The sequence below is a fragment of the Hydrogenophaga bisanensis genome (assembly GCF_042665135.1).
Classification (GTDB): domain Bacteria; phylum Pseudomonadota; class Gammaproteobacteria; order Burkholderiales; family Burkholderiaceae_C; genus Hydrogenophaga; species Hydrogenophaga bisanensis.
On record NZ_JBHTBX010000006.1, the window covers coordinates 182,458 to 200,990 of the forward strand.

Here is an 18,533-nt window from a genome sequence, read left to right on the forward strand (position 1 = left end):
CATTGTGGGAATGACGTAGTCAGGTGCCTGGCCTTGCGGGCCTGCCTAGAATGATTGGCCCCCAGGCTTGGAGTCCTGCATGTCTCACGATCCGTCCACCACGTCCCCGATCCGCTCGTCCACCGATCCTGTCCCTGATGGAGGCACCGGCGTGATCCGGATCCGGGGGGCGCGCCAGCACAACCTCAAGAACCTGGATCTGGACATCCGCACCGGGGAACTGACGGTGGTGACCGGCCCCAGCGGCTCGGGCAAGTCCAGCCTGGTGTTCGACACCCTGTTCGCTGAAGGGCAGCGGCGCTATGTCGAGACCTTCAGTGCCTACGCGCGCCAGTTCCTGGACCGCATGGACAAGCCGGCCGTCGACCGGGTCGAGGGGGTGCCGCCGGCCATTGCCATCGACCAGACCAATCCGGTGCGTTCGTCACGTTCGACGGTGGGCACCATGACCGAGCTGAACGACCACCTCAAGCTGCTGTTTGCGCGGGGTGCGCAGCTGTTCGATCGCGACACCGCCTTGCCCGTGCGACACGACTCGCCCGAGTCGATCTTCGAGGAGCTCCAGCGGCGCGAATTGGCTCAGGGCGATCCGCGTCTGGTCGTCACCTTCCCGGTCGAGCTGCCGGCCTCGACCACGCCGGAGGAAATCGAGCAGTGGCTTTCGGCCAGCGGCTACACGCGTGTGCAGGCCGAACGGATCGTGCAGCGGGAAGTGAAGGATGAGGCGCCGGCCAAGGGCAAAAAGGCCAAGCCGGTGATCGAGGCCGTCAAGCTGCTGGATGTGGTGGCCGATCGGTTTCGCCTGAGCAATGCAGAGCCAGTGCGGGTGATGGAGGCCATCGAGGCCGGGCTCAAGCGCGGATCCGGCAAGCTGATGGTGTATGTGTTGCGCGACGAGGGCGAGGCTGACATCTGGAAGTTCTCCACCGGATTGCACTGCCCCGAGAGCGACATCCGCTACACCGAGCCCACGCCCTCGATGTTCTCCTTCAACTCGCCGGTCGGGGCCTGCGAGAGCTGTCGCGGCTTTGGCCGGGTCATCGGCGTCGACTATGGCCTGGTGATTCCGGACGACAAGCTCACCTTGCGCAACGGCGCCGTCAAGGTGTTTCAGACACCGGCCTGGAAAGAATGCCAGGACGATCTGATGAAGCACGCCGAGGCGGCCGGCATTCCGCGCGACACGCCCTGGAGCAAGCTGACACCGGAGCAGCAGCACTGGGTGAAGTTCGGGTCGCCGAACTGGAATGGCAAGTGGAACCAGCACTGGTACGGCATAGCCCGCTTCTTCGAGTACCTGGAGAGCAAGGCCTACAAGATGCACATCCGGGTGCTGCTGTCCAAGTACCGCAGCTACACCGAGTGTCCCAGCTGCGGCGGCGCCCGCCTGAAAGGCGACAGCCTGCTCTGGCGCATCGGCACGAAGGCTCAGGCCGACGTGGTGCTGCCCCCAGAGCAGCGTTACCTCCCACAGGGTGTGAAGTGGTCGCGCGAACAGTTGCAGGCATTGCCCGGGCTGTGCCTGCACGACCTGATGCTGATGCCGTTGACTGATTTGCGGCGTTTTTTCGATGCGCTCGCGACGTCGTTGGTCAGCGCGGTCGAGGAAGGGGGTGCGCCGGGCGCCTCATACTGCGAGCAGAAATCGTTGCCCGGTACACCCCCTTCCTCACCGGGTGTTTCGTCGGCTGCGATCCCCAACGGAAGCAGCAAAGGTTCTGGCGAGCAGCAGGCCCTCAAGCTGCTGTTCGAGGAAATCAACACCAGACTGCGTTACCTCTGCGAAGTTGGCATTGGCTACCTCACGCTGGACCGGCAGAGCCGCACCCTCAGCGGCGGTGAAGTCCAGCGCATCAACCTGACGACCGCGCTGGGCACTTCGCTGGTCAACACCCTGTTCGTGCTCGATGAGCCCAGCATCGGCCTGCACCCGCGCGACATGGCCCGCATCAACGACGCCATGCTGCGCCTGAGGGACGCCGGCAACACCCTGGTGGTGGTCGAGCACGACCCGGCCGTGATGCTGGCGGCCGACCGCCTGATCGACATGGGCCCCGGCCCCGGCGAGCGCGGGGGCCAGATCGTGTTCGACGGCACACCCGAGGCAATCCGAGGTGCCGACACCCTGACCGGTGCCTACCTGGGGGCGCGCAAGCAGGTGGGCATGGGCTTCAAGCGCATGGTGACCGACAGCACGCCACGCCTGATTCTGGAAGGCGCGCGCGAGCACAACCTGCGGGACGTCAGCGTCGAGTTTCCGCTGCAGCGTCTGGTGGTGGTGACCGGTGTGTCCGGCTCGGGCAAGTCCACCCTGATCCAGGATGTGCTGGCGCCTGCGTTGCTGCGCCATTTCGGCAAGGCCACCGAATCGCCCGGTGCGCACGACCGCCTGCTGGGTGCCGACCACCTGAGCGAGGTCGTCTATGTGGACCAGTCACCCATCGGCAAGACGGCGCGCTCCAACCCGGTCAGCTATGTGGGCGCCTGGGACGCCATCCGCGCCCTGTTCGCCGACGCACCGCTGTCGCGCCAGCGCAGCTACACACAGGCCAAGTTCAGCTTCAACAGCGGCGATGGCCGTTGCCCCACCTGTGGGGGTTCGGGCTTCGAGCATGTGGAAATGCAGTTCCTCAGCGACGTTTACCTGCGCTGCCCGGACTGCGACGGCAAGCGCTACCGGCCCGAGGTGCTGGAGGTGCGCATCGAGCGTGGCGGGCGCATGCTCAATGTGGCCGATGTGCTGGAGCTGACGGTGAGCGAAGCCGCGCAGCTCTTCCGTGCCGATCGGGAGGTGATCCGCGCCCTGCAGCCCATCGTGGATGTGGGGCTGGAGTACGTGCGCCTGGGGCAGCCCGTGCCGACGCTCTCGGGCGGGGAGGCCCAGCGACTGAAGCTGGCGGGTTTCCTGGCCGAGGCCGCCAAGAGCGCCTCCTCCAGTCGCCAGTCGCTGGCCAGGAAAGGCACCCTGTTCCTGTTTGACGAACCGACCACCGGCCTGCACTTCGACGACATCGCCAAGCTGATGCGGTCCTTGCGCAAGTTGCTGGAGGCGGGTCATTCGCTGATCATCATCGAGCACAACCTGGACGTGATCCGCAGTGCCGACTGGCTGATCGACCTCGGACCCGAAGGAGGGAGCGGCGGCGGACTGGTGGTGGCCGAGGGGCCGCCGGAAGAGGTGCGCCAGCATCCGTCGAGCCACACCGCCAGGGCGCTGCGCGACTATGCCGAGGCCATGGGAGAGCTGCTGTCGGCGTCGGAAGCGGGCGCTGCGTTCGCTGCCAGCGAGGGGGCCAGGCCGGGCTCCTCATACGCTCGCGCCAAATCGTCACCCGGCCAGCCTCCCTCGCTGGCGAACCTGGGCGGGCCTGGCCACCTGCATGTGGCCGTCGACCAAGGGGAAGGCAGCATCCGCATCGTCAACGCCCGCGAACACAACCTCAAGGGCTTGAGTGTGGACATTCCGCGCGGCAAGTTCAACGTGATTTCCGGTGTCAGCGGATCGGGCAAGTCCACCCTGGCGTTCGACATCCTGTTCAACGAAGGCCAGCGGCGCTACCTGGAGAGCCTCAACGCCTACGCCCGCAGCATCGTGCAGCCCGCGGGGCGCCCAGAGGTGGACGCGGTTTACGGCATTCCCCCCACGGTGGCCATCGAACAGCGCCTGAGCCGTGGCGGTCGCAAGTCGACCGTCGGCACCACCACCGAGGTCTGGCATTTCCTGCGCCTGTTGTATGTCAAGCTGGGCATCCAGCATTGCGTGCACGACGGTGCGGCGGTGATGCCGCAAAGCCCGGACAGCATCGCGGCGGCCATCTTGCGGCGTTACGCCGGACAGCACATCGGTCTGCTGGCACCGCTGGTGGTCAACCGCAAAGGCGTGTATACCGAACTGGCTGACTGGGCGCGCCCGCGCGGCTACACGCATCTGCGGGTGGACGGCGAGTTTCTGCCCACCACCGGATTCCCGCGCATCGACCGTTTCAAGGAACACACCATTGAGCTGCCGGTGGCCGATGGGGTGGTCGATCCGGCCAACGAAGCCTGGTTGCGCACCCAGTTGGCCAAGGCCCTGGAGATCGGCAAGGGGACGGTGCACCTGCTGGCCGAAATGGATGGACTGGCCTCCGCCATGGCCGAGGGCCGCTCGACGGCCGGGCTGGGGCGGCTGGAGGTGTTTTCCACCACCCGTGCCTGCCCCGCCTGCGGCACCAGCTACCCGGAACTGGACCCGCGCCTGTTCTCCTACAACAGCAAGCACGGCTGGTGTCCCGACTGCGTGGGCACAGGCATCAAACTTTCGCGCGAACAGCGCAAGGTGCTGGACGACTCGGTGCGGGACGACAAGGAGCGCGGGCGCGAGCAGAGCTTTGCCGAGCCCGAGGTCGAGGACCTGGCCGACGAGGTCTGCCCGAGCTGCGAGGGCACCCGCCTGAACGCCCAGGCCCGGGCGGTGCGCTTCGGTGGCGTGGGCATCACCGACATCGCGCGGCTGTCGGTGAGTGAGGTGCGCCAGAAGATCCGGGCCATGATGGCCGACGGCGGCATGAGCTCACGTGAGGCCGACATCGCGCGCGACCTGCTGCCCGAGATCGAAAGCCGTCTGGCCTTCCTGGAGGAAGTGGGGCTGAGCTACCTCACGCTGGACCGTGGCGCGCCCACGCTCAGTGGCGGCGAAGCGCAGCGCATCCGGCTGGCCGCCCAACTGGGCAGCCACCTGCAGGGCGTGTGCTACGTGCTGGACGAGCCGACCATCGGCCTGCACCCGCGCGACAACCAGATCCTGCTGGACGCGCTGCACAAGCTGGGCGACATGGGCAACACCCTGGTGGTGGTGGAGCACGACGAGGACACCATCCGCCGCGCCGACCACATCATCGACATCGGCCCCAGCGCCGGCAAACGCGGCGGCCGCGTGGTGGCGCAGGGCACGGTGGCCGACCTGTCGAACAGTGAGGAGTCGCTGACCGGGCGTTACCTGCTGCACGCGATGAAGCACCCGCTGCAGCCGCGCCGGGCGGTGACCGCCGAGACCGACCAACTCGAACTGCGCGGCGCCACCCTGCACAACCTGCAACAGGTGGATGTGGACGTGCCGCTCAAGCGCCTGGTGGTGGTCACCGGCGTCAGCGGTTCGGGCAAGTCCACCCTGGCTCGCGACGTGCTGCTGACCAATGTGGCCGAAGCCGTGGCCATGCGCAGCACCTTCGCCGGCCGCCAGGCCTGGGACAACGAGGGCGCGCGCCCGGCCTGGGTCGGCTGCAGCAAGCTGCTGGGCTCCGAAGTGGTCGACCGGGTGCTTGAAGTCGACCAGACACCCATTGGCAAGACGCCACGCAGTTGCCCGGCCACCTACATCGGCTTCTGGGACACGGTGCGCAAGCTGTTCGCCGACACGCTGGAGGCCAAGGCGCGCGGCTACGGACCCGGGCGCTTCAGCTTCAACACCGGCGAAGGCCGCTGCCCGGCTTGCGAAGGGCAGGGCCTGCGCACCATCGAGATGAGCTTCCTGCCCGATGTGAAGGTGCCTTGCGAGGTCTGCCATGGCGCGCGTTTCAACCCCGAGACCCTGGCGGTCACCTGGAAGGGCAAGAACATCGGTGAGGTGCTGCAGATGGCGGTGGATGAGGCCGTGGAGTTCTTCGCGTCCATGCCGGCCATCAGCCACCCGCTGCAACTGCTCAAGGACGTGGGGCTGGGTTACCTGACGCTGGGACAGCCCTCACCCACGCTGTCCGGCGGCGAGGCGCAGCGCATCAAGCTGGTGACCGAACTGTCCAAGGTGCGCGACGAGGTCGGCCGCCGCGGCCAGAAGGCGCCGCACACGCTCTATGTGCTCGACGAACCCACGGTGGGCCTGCACATGGCCGATGTGGAAAAGCTGATCCGAGTGCTGCACCGGCTGGTGGATGGCGGCCACAGCGTGGTGGTCATCGAGCACGACCTGGACGTGATGGCCGAGGCCGACTGGATCATCGACCTGGGACCGGAAGGCGGCTCGGGCGGTGGCCGCGTCGTGGCGGCCGCAACGCCGGAAGAAGTGGTGCGCCTGGGCACGCACACCGGCCAGGTGCTGGCGCCGGTGCTGGCGCGCTGAGTGGGCCGCCCGCGTGACGGGCGGCTGTGTTCAGGGACGGCCGGCGCCCGGGACGCCCACCCGGGTGGTCCAGATGGCGGCCTCGCGAGCTGCCTGGCGTGCATGCTCGTGGAAGTCCGGCGCCACGCAGATGAACAGGGTGTGCCCGTCGGGGCCACCCAGCGTGCAGGCAAAGGCCCCTTGCTCTCCGGTCGAAATGGTCTCCAGGATCTCACCACCGGGGGCCATGCGCACCACGCGATGGCCCACCGCGTCGGCAAACCACACCGCGCCCTCGGCATCCAGTGTGGCGCCGTCCGGCGCGGCTGTCAGGGCGCCCAGCACGGTGGGGGTGTCGGTCAGGGGAGGCAATGGGCCCCAGGTGGCCCAGTCCCGGCGCGGACCCAGGCTGCCGTCGTCCCTGATGTCAAACGCCGAGATCCGGTTGCCCATGGTTTCCCCGACGATCAGCGTCCGGCCATCGGGTGTGATCATGGCGCCATTGGGAAAATACAGGCCGGTGGCGACGGTGTGAACCGTGCCATCCGGGTCGACGCGTGCCAGGCTGGCGGTCTGCGGCGTGCCACCGCCCATCAGGTCGAAGCCGAAGTTGCCCACGTAGGCCCGGCCCTGGGCGTCGACCACCATGTCGTTGGCATGTCCGCCCGCGACGGCGGACAGGTCGGCGTGCACCACCAGGCGTCCGTTGGGTTCCTGGCGCAGGACCTTGCGGTCACGCATGGACACCACCAGCAGCCGGCCGTCCGGCAACCAGCCCATGCCCGAGGGTTGCTGCGCGACATCGGCCACCTTCTCTACCTGCCCTTGCAGGTCGACACGAATGACCTGATGGGTGTAGAAGTCCGACAGCCAGAGGCGGTTGCCGTGCCAGCGGGGACTTTCAAAGAACGTGTAACCGTCCACCAGAACGGAAAACCGCGGATCGATGGCCATGATGTCTCCTGTGCTTGTGATGAAGCGGTCACGATAGACGAGGGCGTCCGGGCAACGCAAGCGCACGGCGGTGACCGCGTGTCGCTTGCGTTACGCTTGGGCCGTGCACCATCAGGTCATCCATATCCATCCAGCCGCCCCGACACAGCCAGAGGAGGGTGAGCCCTGCAACGGCTGTGGCGTGTGCTGTCTGGCCGAACCCTGTCCGCTGGGTCAGGTGATCTCAGGTCGACGCACCGGCGCCTGTGATGCCTTGCGTTGGGATGAGCGCCAGAGTCTGTACCGTTGCGGGGCCGTCAGCGATGCGGCCGGTGTGCTGGGGGCTCGATGGGCCTGGGCTGCGCCCCTGTTGCGTCGACTGGCGCAGCGCTGGATCGCCGCCGGTGTGGGTTGCGACGCCAGCCTGCGCAGCGAGCGGTGACAATCCCGTCATGCTGATCTGGCCCCTTCCTGCCTTGCTGTCCTGGGCGCTGGCCTGGGCCTGTTTTCTGGGCCTGCGCGCCGCGGGCCTGGGTCTGCTCCCGGCGTTCCTGCTGGCCCTGCTGGTGGGCGGCGCGCTGGCCTGGACCGGCCGCACGCCCTGGCGCCGTCTGTTCATGCTGGCCGGTTTCCCTCTGTCGGTGTTGGCCAGTGGCGCCGCCGGGGCTCTGCCTGCCTGGGTCTGGCTGCTGCCCCTGCTGTTGCTGCTGGCCTTGTATCCCCTGGGCAGCTGGGGCGATGCTCCGCTGTTTCCGACCCCTTCCGCCGCGTTGGACGGGTTGGCCGGTGCGGCCCCCTTGCGGGTCGGTGCGGTGGTGGTGGATGCCGGCTGCGGCCTGGGTGCCGGTCTGACCGCCCTGCACCAGCAATACCCGCAGGCGCAACTGCTGGGTTGGGAGTGGAGCTGGCCACTGGCTCTGTGGTGCCAGCTGCGCTGCCGTTTTGCCCGGGTGCGTCGGGCCGACATCTGGGCGCAGGACTGGTCCGCCTGTGACATGGTTTACCTCTTCCAGCGGCCTGAGAGCATGCCGCGTGCCATGGAGAAGGCGGCGGCCGAGCTCAGGCCGGGGGCCTGGCTGGTCAGCCTGGAGTTCGCCGCACCAGATTTCAAGCCGACCGCCCGCCTCGAAACCGTGCCGGGCAAACCGGTATGGCTGTACCAGTCACCCCTGCGGCGGCGCTGAACAACCCACCCTGCGTCACCGGCGGTGTTGCGCTGCATCAAGACACCGAACCGGGCAGGGTATTAACATCGTCGCATCCTGATATTCAGATGCAAGGTGCCTTCATGGACTGGACGGCTTGGATCGAGCAATGGGGCGAACCGGCCGTGCTGGCCGTCGCCGGTCTGGCGGTGGGGGTGGGCTTCGGCTTCTTCGCCCAGCGATCCCGTTTTTGCCTGCGTGCGGCCGTCATCGAGTTCTGGCACGGCCAGTTTGGCGAGAAGCTGGCGGTCTGGTTGCTGGCGTTCGCCACTTCGGTGGTCGCCGTGCAACTGTTCATCGTGGCGGGCTGGCTGGACATCAGCACTGCCCGTCAGATCGCTGCCCGCGGCAGCCTTTCCGGTGCCCTCCTGGGCGGGCTGATCTTCGGCGTCGGCATGGTCATGACCCGTGGTTGTGCCAGCCGCCTGCTGGTGCTGTCGGCCAACGGCAACCTCCGGGCCCTGCTGTCGGGTCTCATCTTTGCGGTGGTCGCGCAGGCGTCGCTGGGCGGCGTACTGGCGCCCTTGCGTGAAACGATGGCCAGCTGGTGGGTGGTCGATGGCGGACCTTCGCGCAGCCTGCTGGCTCTGGTGGGCGGGCGCCCCATGGACGGGCTGGCCTTTGGCGCGGTGTGGATGGTCACCGCCGGCTTCTTTGCATATTACAGCGGCTGGGGTTTCTGGAAGTGGGCCGGCGGCATCGGTACCGGGTTGATGGTGGCGCTGGCCTGGGCCGGCACCTACCAGGTCATGAGCCACTCTTTCGAGCCGGTGCAGATCCAGGGGCTGACCTTCAGCGGGCCGTCGGCCGAGTGGCTGATGCGGGTGCTGGCCGAACCCGGCGAACCCTGGACTTTCGGCCTGGGCCTGATGCCTGGCGTGTTCCTGGGTTCGCTGGTGGGCGCCCTGGTCGGGCGGGACTGGAAGCTCGAAGGTTTTGGCGGCGGATATACCATGCCGCGCTACATCATCGGTGCGATCCTGATGGGGTTCGGTTCCATGCTGGCCGGAGGGTGTGCCGTGGGCGCCGGCATGACCGGCGGCGCCATCTTTGCCGTGACCGCCTGGCTCACGCTGGTGGGCATGTGGATCGGCGGCGGTGTGGCTGACCGTGTGCTGGACGGTGCCCACAAGACGGCGCCGGCGCCTGTGCCCGCTGTAGGCGAAACGCCGACGGCGGTCAGCGCACCCAGTGCCGCGCCCTGAGGCTTTACGTGGGCGGTTCGTTCAGCGCGGTTCGCGGCGCAACAGCCACACGCCCAGCATCGCGGTGAACAGCAGCAGGGCCGGGAAGCCCAGGGCCGGTGACCACTGCAGCGCCACACCACCCAGGGCTGGTGCCAGCACGCCGCCGGCGGTGTAGGACAGCACCAGCACCGCGGTGCTGTTGACCAGCGTGATGCCTTCCTCGCGCGAGCCGATGTCGATCATCGCCAGGGTATAGAGGCAACCGCCGGCGCCACCCCAGACGAAGGCCACTGGCGCCGCCAGCCACGGTGTTCCCGCCACGAAGGGAATGACCAGGGTGGCCATCAGGGTGATGATCGCGCAGAGCCGCATGAGCAGCAGTCGCGCATGGGCCTCGTTGCCCCAGCGCCCTTGGGGGTGGTGGGCCATGCGATCGGCCAGCATGCCTGCAGGCAACATCATCAGCGCGCTGCCCAGGCCGCTGGCGGACACCAGCAGCGCCGCCACGGCGCTGCCCAGCCCCAGCGCCAGCCCGTACAGGGGCAGGATGGACGTCAGCCCGCTTTCGAAGAAACCGCCGATGAACCCCACCGCCATGATCAGCGGATGGGCCTTCAGCGCCTGCCAGACGCCACGCCAGCCGACCGACGCGCTGTGCTGGTCCCCGGCGCCGGGCAGTCGAGGGATGAGGGCGGTCCACAGCAGGCCCGCCAGCAGCCAGCCAAAAGCGATCCACAAGGCCGCATCGCCGGTGGAACCCACGGCGGCCAGCAGCGCAGGACCGATCACGAACGTGGCGCCCACCATGGTCTCGAACAGACCCACCATCTGTCCGCGCCGGTGCGCCGGCGCGAACTCGGCCACGATGGCCTCGGCCAGCACCCAGCGGAGCCCGCCCGCCATGCCGGCGATCAGGTTCAGCAGAAACCAGGTCGGCAGGTGATCGGTCAGTCCAAAGCCGGCAGCGGTGACCACCGGTACGGCCGCCGACAGCCAGAGGGTGGGGCGACGCCCGAACTGCTGGGTGACCGCCGACGCCAGCGGGGTGACCAGGAAGATGCCCACCCAGCCGGTGGCCGCAAAGAGGCCGGCCAGGGCGGTGGATACGCCTGCGTCCTTGAGCCGCAGCAGCAGCAGGGGCGTGAGCATGAACACGCCCACCAGTTCACAGAAGGTCGCGCCGAAAATCGCGGCCAGCCCCCGTCCCGCGTGGGGCGCAGGCGCCGGCACCGTGACACGACCGGCCTCTGGCTGTCCGGGCGGGCTCATCGCGACTCCAGCAGCGCCTGTGCCAGCTCGGCAAAACCCGCACCGCGTTCGCGGTGGGTCACGTAGCGGGGCCGGTGTGACAGCTGGTCCCAGAAGCGGCGGATGTTGGCGACACCGACGGTGTGCACGCAGTGCCCGAACATGCGGGCGTCGTTGGTGGAGTCGCCCACATACACCCACCGGTCGAGTTCGGCGTCCAGGTCGATGCCCATGCGTTCGCGCAGGATCCAGCGGGCACCGACCAGCTTGTCGTGGTCGCCGATCCAGCCGTTGATGTGGATCGAGCTCACGGTGGCCCGCAAACCCCCGGCGGTCATGATGGCCACCACGGCCTCGATCTCGGCGGCCGACAGGTGGTGGAACTCGCTGTGGTCGATGGCGATGTCGGTTTCGCGTCCAGGGCTGTCGGTGGCCAGCCGGGCCTGTGGTACCCGGCGCAGCACCTCCTGCGCCACGGCCTGCAACCGCCGGAAGTGGTCGGCGCGGGTGGCTGCGTTCTGCAGCCAGTCCTTGGCCAGTTGTCCATTCGCATCGCGCCACAGGGCGACGGCACCGTTTTCCGCGACGATGGCCTGCACCGGCCAGTCCAGGGCGAAGGGTTCGCTCCAGCCGGCCGGCCGGCCCGTGATGGCAAAGACCGGCAGACCGGCGTCCTGCAGGCGCTGCAGCGCATCGCGGGCCTCGATGGACAGGGCGCCGTCGGTGGTCAGGGTGTCGTCGATGTCGGTGAGCACGCCGCGGATGCGTGCACGTTCGGCCGGTGGCCAGCTTTCCAGGGGTGTCATGATCAGAGGGGCAGGGTCGCTCAGGACCGTTGGTCGCCCGAGCATGCCATAACCCTCCAGTCGACCTCGGCTTGGCCGAAATCAGTTTGGGCGGAAAACTGGCCTTGGGCTAGAATCCAGCCCATCCGAGGAGCGTTGCAGCGTCCCCACCGCAGGTTTGCGGCCGCGGGGCGTGAGGCTCGGACCCTTCTTCGCAACGACGCTCATCCACTGTACGAGTGAGGTGAGCCCGATTCCCCCCGTCAGTGGTTTTCTCAAAACGTCGCTTTTGGAGCAAAACCTATGAACGCACGCATTCCCGCCGTCGCCACCGACTGCGTCATCGCCGACATCGGCCTGGCCGACTGGGGCCGCAAAGAGATCAAGATCGCCGAGACCGAGATGCCCGGCCTGATGGCCATCCGCGAAGAGTACGCGGCCAAGCAGCCCCTCAAGGGCGCGCGCATCACCGGCTCGCTGCACATGACCATCCAGACGGCCGTGCTGATCGAGACCCTCCAGGCGCTGGGCGCCCAGGTGCGCTGGGCTTCGTGCAATATCTTCTCCACCCAGGACCACGCCGCTGCTGCCATTGCTGCCGCCGGCACCCCGGTGTTCGCCGTCAAGGGCGAGTCCCTGACGGACTACTGGGATTACACCCACCGCATCTTCGAATTCGGCGCCAAGGGCAGCGAAGGCGAAGGCCCGAACATGATCCTGGACGACGGCGGCGATGCCACGCTGCTGATGCACCTGGGCAAGCAGGCCGAGACCAACCCCGCCGTGCTGGCCAACCCCGGCAGCGAGGAAGAGCGCGTCCTGTTCGCCGCCATCAAGGCCAAGCTGGCCGAGGACAGCACCTGGTACAGCCGCAAGAGCGCGCAGATCATCGGCGTGACCGAAGAGACCACCACCGGCGTGCACCGCCTCAAGGAAATGTCGGCCAAGGGCACGCTGATGTTCCGCGCCATCAACGTCAACGACTCGGTCACCAAGAGCAAGTTCGACAACCTCTACGGCTGCCGCGAATCGCTGGTCGACGGCATCAAGCGCGCCACAGACGTGATGATCGCCGGCAAGGTCGCCGTGGTGGCCGGCTACGGTGACGTGGGCAAGGGCTCGGCCCAGGCACTGCGCGCCCTGAGCGCCCAGGTGTGGGTGACCGAGATCGATCCGATCAACGCCCTGCAGGCGGCCATGGAAGGCTACCGCGTGGTGACCATGGACGACGCCTGCAGCCAGGCCGACATCTTCGTCACCGCCACCGGCAACAAGAACGTGATCACCTATGACCACATGGCGAAGATGAAGGACGAGGCCATCGTCTGCAACATCGGCCACTTCGACAACGAGATTGACGTTGCCTCGCTGGAGGCCAAGTGCCAGTGGGAAGAGATCAAGCCGCAGGTTGACCACGTCATCTTCCCCGATGGCAAGAAGATCATCCTGCTGGCCAAGGGCCGACTGGTGAACCTGGGTTGCGCCACCGGCCACCCCAGCTTCGTGATGAGCTCCTCGTTCGCCAACCAGACCATTGCCCAGATCGAGCTGTTCTGTCACCCCGACGGCTACGACGCCGGCAAGGTGTACGTGCTGCCCAAGCACCTGGACGAGAAGGTGGCCCGCCTGCACCTGAAGAAGGTCGGCGCCAAGCTGACCGAGCTGAGCGACGAACAGGCCGCCTACATCGGTGTGCCGAAGCAGGGTCCGTACAAGCCCGACACGTATCGGTATTGATCCCCCCGCGCCGCCTGCGGCGTCACCCCCCAGGGGGCGGCGCTGGCGGCCCGGCGGAGCCGGTTCCGCGGCGCCCTGGACGCTCGCGGCCTTCGGACCGCTCGTTTCGCTCCGGCGACCTTGCTTCGTTCTTTATGCGTGCTGACCAATTGCTCGTTGAGCGGGGCCTTGCGGCTTCGCGTTCTCAGGCCCAGCGGCTGATTGCGGCGGGTGTGCGCTGGCGGTTGCCGGGTGGCGACTGGAAGCTGGTCACCAAGAACGGCGAGGAGCTGCGTGAGACGGTGGAGTTCGAGTTGCAGGATTCGTCGGAGACACGGTTCGTGTCGCGCGGCGGTCTGAAGCTCGACGCCGCGCTCACCCACTGCGGCCTGGATGTGACCGGCCTGCGCTGCCTCGATGTGGGGCAGAGCAGCGGTGGTTTCACCGACTGCCTGTTGCAGCGCGCCGCGGCGCAGGTGGTGGGGGTGGACGTGGGGCAGGGGCAGTTGCACCCGCGGCTGCGCAGCGACCCGCGGGTGGTCTGTATCGAGCACCTGAACGCGCGTGAGCTGACGGCGCAGCGGCTGCTGGACGCCGGGGGCGCCGCAGCGGCAGCGCCGTTCGACCTGATCGTCGGCGACCTGTCCTTCATTTCGCAGACGCTGGTGTGGCCGGCCATCGCGCCGCTGCTCAAGGCGTCTGGCCATGGTCTGCTGATGCTGGTCAAGCCGCAGTTCGAGCTGCAGCCCGAACACATTGGCAAGGGCGGGCTGGTGAAGGACGCCGCGAGTTACCCGCTCGTGCAAGAGCGCATCGCGCAGGCCTGCCAGGACAACGGCCTGCGCCTGTGCGACTATTTCGACAGTGCCATCACCGGTGGTGATGGCAACCGGGAGTTTTTTGTATGGGCCTACCCCTGAGTTTCGAATTCTTTCCACCCAAGACGCCCGAGGGTGTCGATAAGTTGCGCCAGGTGCGGCAGGATTTGTACGCGCTCAAGCCCGAGTTCTGCTCGGTGACCTATGGCGCCGGCGGCTCCACGCAGGATGGCACGCTGCAGACTGTGCAGGCCATCCTGGACGAGGGCCAGCAGGGGGCCTCGCACTTCACCTGCGTCGGTGCCTCGCGCGAATCGGTGCGCGAGAAGCTGGCCATGTTCAAGGCCATGGGCGTGCGCCGTCTGGTGGCGTTGCGTGGTGACCTGCCCAGCGGCTACGGCAGCATGGGCGAGTTCCGCTATGCGGCGGACCTGGTGGCCTTCATCCGGGCCGAGACAGGTGACCATTTCCACCTGGAGGTAGCGGCCTATCCCGAGATGCACCCGCAGGCCCGATCGCCCGAGGCGGACGTGCAGGCCTATGTCGCCAAGGTCAAGGCCGGCGCCAGCTCGGCCATCACGCAGTTCTTCTTCAACACCGACGCCTACTTCCGCTTCGTGGACGACGCGCACAAGCTCGGCGCCTATGTGCCGGTGGTGCCAGGCATCATGCCCATCATCAACTCGAGCGGCATTCTGAGGTTTGCCGACAGCTGTGGCGCCGAGGTACCGCGCTGGATCCGCCTGCGCCTGCAGGCCTTTGGGGATGACGCCGCGTCGATCAAGGCCTTCGGTCTGGACGTGGTCACCGACCTGTGTGACCAGTTGCGCAACGCCGGGGTCCCGGCGCTGCATTTCTACACCATGAACCAGAGCGCCGCGACCCTGGAAATCGTGCGCCGCCTGCAGGGTTGACCCATGTCAGGGTCTGTCCGTCGCGCTCTGATCCTCTTGACGCTGGCGGTCCTGGCGGGATGCGCCAGTGGGCCCGACCGCGGTGGCGATGCGGTGGTTGTGCTGGCCTCCTGGTACGGGCAGGAGCTTCATGGCAGGCGCACTGCCAGCGGCGAACGCTTCGACATGAACGAGCTGACGGCCGCCCACCGGCAACTGCCCTTCGGCACACGCTTGCGGGTGCGCAGCCTCGATACGGGGCGGGAGGTGGTGGTCCGCATCAACGACCGGGGACCGGTCAAGCGCGAGCGAGAAATTGATCTCAGCGCCGCAGCGGCGCGCGCCCTGGGCATCCAGCATCTGGGTGTGGCGCGCGTACAGTTGTCCCGAGAGTGATTTGCGGCACCCGCCGCGCAACCCGAGGAGGAAACCGATGAAGCTTGAAACCCTCGCCGTGCACGGCGGCTATACCCCCGATCCCACCACCAAGGCCGTGGCGGTGCCGATCTACCAGACGGTGGCCTACGCCTTCGACAACACCCAGCATGGTGCCGATCTGTTCGACCTGAAGGTGGCGGGCAACATCTACAGCCGCATCATGAACCCCACCAACGGGGTGCTCGAAGCCCGCATCGCGGCGTTGGAAGGGGGTATCGGCGCGCTGGCCGTGGCTTCGGGCATGGCGGCCATCACCTATGCCATCCAGACCATCGCTGAAGCGGGCGACAACATCGTCTCGGCCTCCACGCTCTACGGTGGCACCTACAACCTGTTCGCGCACACCTTCCCGCAGCAGGGCATCACGGTGCGCTTTGCCGACCCGCGCGACCCGGCCGCGTTCGCCGCACTGATCGACGAGCGCACCAAAGCCATCTACTGCGAATCGGTGGGCAACCCGCTGGGCAACGTGACCGACATCGGCGCGCTGGCGAAGGTGGCGCATGCGGCCGGCGTGCCGCTGATCGTGGACAACACCGTGCCCAGCCCCTACCTGTGCCGCCCGTTCGAGCACGGTGCCGACATCGTGGTGCACTCGCTGACCAAGTATCTGGGCGGTCACGGCACCAGCATCGGTGGTGCCATCGTCGACTCCGGCAAGTTCCCCTGGGCTGAGCACAAGGCGCGCTTCAAGCGACTGAACGAACCCGACGTGAGCTATCACGGCGTGGTCTACACCGAGGCTCTGGGCCCGGCCGCCTACATCGCGCGGGCCCGCGTGGTGCCGCTGCGCAACATGGGTGCGGCACTGTCTCCCATGAATGCGTTCCAGATCCTGCAGGGCATCGAGACGCTGGCGCTGCGCATGGACCGCATCTGCGAGAACGCCGTGAAGGTGGCACAGCACCTGAAAAACCACCCCAAGGTGGGCTGGGTCAACTACGCCGGCCTGCCCGACCACCGGGATCACGGACTGGTCAAGCAGTACATGGGCGGTCGCGCGTCGGGCATCATCAGCTTCGGCCTCAAGGCGGACGACACCATCGCGGCCGGTGCACGTTTTCAGGACGCGTTGCAGCTGTTCACGCGTCTGGTCAACATCGGCGATGCCAAGTCGCTCGCGTGCCATCCTGCGTCCACCACGCACCGCCAGCTCAACCCGGACGAGCTGAAGAAGGCGGGCGTCAGCACCGACATGGTCCGCCTGTCGATCGGCATCGAACACATCGACGACCTGATCGCTGACCTGGACCAGGCACTCGGCGCCGTCTGACCGCGCTCAGGATCCCGGCCGGGCCTCTGCCGGGATCCAGCGCAGCGGGCCATACCAGGCCCGGCTGCGTACCCCGGTGTTGTTGCTGTCGGTCATCAGGGCGATGCCCTCCAGCCGCTCCGGGGCTTTGCCGAAGGCCAGCCGGTAGTCGGCGGCCACGTCCCTTTCCAGATCGACCCAGTGCCCCAGGCCCTGCGGGCCGCTTTGCACCACCAGCTTGCGGATGCGGTCGCTGCGGCGATGCGGGATCACCGTGCCGACCGGACGCACCGGATCCCAGACATAGATCAGCGTCGCATAGGGCAGTGGCTCACCGGTCACCAACTGCATCAGGTCGGAGAGCCGCTGATCCCTGGCAGAGAAACGGCCGCGGTCACCACCGAACTGCAGGATTACCCTGACCACCGCATCATCCGCACCGGTATCCGCGACGTCGGCTTCGGCGTTGAGCTGTTCGGCAAACCACGAGAAGCGCAGGACACCGATCTGCGGGGCGTCGGCGGCCAGCCGCAGACGCATCAGGCTGTCGCCGCCATCACTGTCGGCTTGCAGCGCCGGCCTGCCCTGGTGCGTGGTGACCGTGTAGCGGGTGGGCGTGCGGTTGCCGAACTTCTGGTGGAACCAGGCCTGCTCCTGATCCGTCTCCGGCAATGTGGTTGCCTCTGCCCAGGGTGAAGGGTCCACCAGTTCCGTGGAATGGGGCGACCATGCGGCACACGCGCCCAGCAGGACGGCAGTCAACGGCAACAGGGCCAGCCGGACGACGCGAGCTGCCCACCCTTGAGATGTGACATTCATGGTGTCAATGTTAGAGGATGTGCCATCCCCGGTGACCGACACCCAACGGGATCACCGCTCGTCGTAACTCACCACCAGTTTGTCGGTGGTGGGTCTTGCCTGACAGCTCAGCACAAAACCCTTCTCGGTCTCCCAGGGCTCCAGGGTGAAGTTCTTGTCCATGGTCACCGCGCCGTCCATCACCTTGGCGCGGCAGGTGCAGCACACCCCGCCCTTGCACGACCAGGGCAGGTCCAGGCCAGCGTTGAGGGCCACATCCAGCACGTGCTCGTCCTTGTTCATCCACAGTTGGTGGGGTTTGCCGTCGACCACCACGGTCAGCGCCACCTCGCCACTTTCGCGCACCGCGGGATGGCCCAGTACAGCCGCCTGGCGCTGGCCTGCGGGCAGGGCTTCGAGGGTCGGCGAGGTGAAGCGTTCGGTGTGGATGCGGTCGGGCCGCACACCCGCCTCCAGCAGCGCTTTCTCGGTGCTCTCGATCATGGCCTCGGGGCCGCAGATGAAGACCTCGTCCATGCTGGCCACGGGCAGCAGGGCGCTGATGATGTCGCGCACCTTGTCGCCGTCGATGCGGCCTTCGAGCAGCGGCACTTCCAGGGCCTGGCGGGAGAGTACGTGGATCAGCGTGAGCCGGTCCGGGTAGCGGTCCTTGAGGTCCTGCAGGTCCTCGTTGAACATGACGCTGGCCATGCGGCGGTTGCCGTAGACCAGGGTGAACTTGGCCTCGGGCGACTCTTCCAGCGTGGTGGTCATGATCGACAGGATGGGGGTGATGCCCGATCCGGCCGCGAAACCGACGCGGTGAATGGCGCGCGGCTTGTGGATGGTGAAGCGGCCGTCCGGTGGCATCACGCGCAGCCTGTCGCCGGCCTTGAGCTGCGTGGCGGCCCAGTTGGAGAACACACCGCCTTCGACCGGGCGGATGCCCAGGGTGACTTCGCCGTGCTTCACCAGCCGGCTGCGCGGGCTGCTGATCGAGTAGCTGCGGCGCACGTCCTGGCCGCCGATGTCCGCTCGCACGGTCAGGAACTGCCCGGGCTCGAAGGCGAAGGTCTCGCGCAGGGGCTCGGGGATGGCCAGCGAAACGGCGACCGCGCCGGCCGCTTCGGCATCGACGCGGGCCACGGTGAGTTCATGGAAGCGGGGGGCTGCGGTGCTCATGT

Annotated in this window: 14 protein-coding genes and 1 riboswitch; of the genes, 9 read left to right on the forward strand and 5 right to left on the reverse strand. The window is 67.4% G+C overall.

Annotated elements, in window-relative coordinates:
- Positions 1 to 79 precede the first annotated feature (79 nt).
- Positions 80 to 6,097 (forward strand): excinuclease ABC subunit UvrA, encoded by a 6,018-nt coding sequence (gene uvrA, locus ACFQNJ_RS10830; RefSeq protein ID WP_382257024.1) that lies wholly within the window; start codon positions 80 to 82, stop codon positions 6,095 to 6,097.
- A gap of 30 nt (positions 6,098 to 6,127) precedes the next feature.
- Here the strand turns inward: uvrA and ACFQNJ_RS10835 are convergent, their stop codons facing one another.
- Positions 6,128 to 7,030, reverse strand: coding sequence for an SMP-30/gluconolactonase/LRE family protein (locus ACFQNJ_RS10835; RefSeq protein ID WP_382257027.1), 903 nt, complete (start codon positions 7,028 to 7,030; stop codon positions 6,128 to 6,130).
- A 103-nt stretch (positions 7,031 to 7,133) separates the two neighbouring features.
- Between ACFQNJ_RS10835 and ACFQNJ_RS10840 the strand changes: the two genes are divergently transcribed.
- The 3 genes from ACFQNJ_RS10840 (at position 7,134) to ACFQNJ_RS10850 (ending at position 9,419) form a co-directional block, all read left to right on the forward strand.
- Entirely contained in the window at positions 7,134 to 7,451 is a 318-nt protein-coding gene (locus tag ACFQNJ_RS10840; RefSeq protein WP_382257030.1) for a hypothetical protein, read from the forward strand.
- A 10-nt stretch (positions 7,452 to 7,461) separates the two neighbouring features.
- Positions 7,462 to 8,193, forward strand: coding sequence for a class I SAM-dependent methyltransferase (locus tag ACFQNJ_RS10845; protein ID WP_382257033.1), 732 nt, complete (start codon positions 7,462 to 7,464; stop codon positions 8,191 to 8,193).
- Between the two features lie 104 nt (positions 8,194 to 8,297).
- Positions 8,298 to 9,419 (forward strand): YeeE/YedE family protein, encoded by a 1,122-nt coding sequence (locus ACFQNJ_RS10850; RefSeq protein ID WP_382257036.1) that lies wholly within the window; start codon positions 8,298 to 8,300, stop codon positions 9,417 to 9,419.
- Positions 9,420 to 9,440: 21 nt separating this feature from the next.
- Here the strand turns inward: ACFQNJ_RS10850 and ACFQNJ_RS10855 are convergent, their stop codons facing one another.
- Both ACFQNJ_RS10855 and ACFQNJ_RS10860 read right to left on the reverse strand, forming a co-directional pair.
- The gene (locus ACFQNJ_RS10855; RefSeq protein WP_382257039.1) at positions 9,441 to 10,670 is read right to left on the reverse strand and encodes an MFS transporter; all 1,230 of its coding nucleotides are present in this window, start codon (positions 10,668 to 10,670) and stop codon (positions 9,441 to 9,443) included.
- Positions 10,667 to 11,455, reverse strand: a complete 789-nt coding sequence (locus ACFQNJ_RS10860; protein ID WP_374640256.1) for an HAD-IIB family hydrolase — start codon at positions 11,453 to 11,455, stop codon at positions 10,667 to 10,669. Before ACFQNJ_RS10860 ends, ACFQNJ_RS10855 begins: the two co-directional genes overlap by 4 nt.
- A 121-nt stretch (positions 11,456 to 11,576) precedes the next feature.
- Positions 11,577 to 11,667, forward strand: a riboswitch (S-adenosyl-L-homocysteine riboswitch).
- A 70-nt stretch (positions 11,668 to 11,737) separates the two neighbouring features.
- Here ACFQNJ_RS10860 and ahcY point away from each other — a divergent pair.
- From ahcY to ACFQNJ_RS10885, 5 genes are all read left to right on the forward strand, one after another.
- Entirely contained in the window at positions 11,738 to 13,171 is a 1,434-nt protein-coding gene (gene ahcY, locus ACFQNJ_RS10865) for an adenosylhomocysteinase (RefSeq protein ID WP_382257042.1), read from the forward strand.
- A 134-nt stretch (positions 13,172 to 13,305) separates the two neighbouring features.
- Positions 13,306 to 14,070: a TlyA family RNA methyltransferase gene (locus ACFQNJ_RS10870; protein WP_382257044.1), complete on the forward strand. Its 765-nt coding sequence runs from the start codon at positions 13,306 to 13,308 to the stop codon at positions 14,068 to 14,070.
- Positions 14,055 to 14,882 (forward strand): methylenetetrahydrofolate reductase [NAD(P)H], encoded by an 828-nt coding sequence (gene metF, locus ACFQNJ_RS10875; RefSeq protein ID WP_382257047.1) that lies wholly within the window; start codon positions 14,055 to 14,057, stop codon positions 14,880 to 14,882. Before ACFQNJ_RS10870 ends, metF begins: the two co-directional genes overlap by 16 nt.
- A gap of 3 nt (positions 14,883 to 14,885) precedes the next feature.
- Positions 14,886 to 15,257: a septal ring lytic transglycosylase RlpA family protein gene (locus ACFQNJ_RS10880; protein WP_374640252.1), complete on the forward strand. Its 372-nt coding sequence runs from the start codon at positions 14,886 to 14,888 to the stop codon at positions 15,255 to 15,257.
- 37 nt (positions 15,258 to 15,294) lie between these two features.
- Positions 15,295 to 16,572: an O-acetylhomoserine aminocarboxypropyltransferase/cysteine synthase family protein gene (locus tag ACFQNJ_RS10885; protein WP_382257048.1), complete on the forward strand. Its 1,278-nt coding sequence runs from the start codon at positions 15,295 to 15,297 to the stop codon at positions 16,570 to 16,572.
- 6 nt (positions 16,573 to 16,578) lie between these two features.
- On the opposite strand, the gene ACFQNJ_RS10890 is transcribed toward ACFQNJ_RS10885, so the two are convergent.
- Complete coding sequence (locus ACFQNJ_RS10890; protein WP_374640250.1) at positions 16,579 to 17,370, reverse strand: DUF3047 domain-containing protein; 792 nt, start codon at positions 17,368 to 17,370, stop codon at positions 16,579 to 16,581.
- Between the two features lie 51 nt (positions 17,371 to 17,421).
- Positions 17,422 to 18,531, reverse strand: a complete 1,110-nt coding sequence (locus ACFQNJ_RS10895; protein WP_382257051.1) for a 2Fe-2S iron-sulfur cluster-binding protein — start codon at positions 18,529 to 18,531, stop codon at positions 17,422 to 17,424.
- Positions 18,532 to 18,533 lie beyond the last annotated feature (2 nt).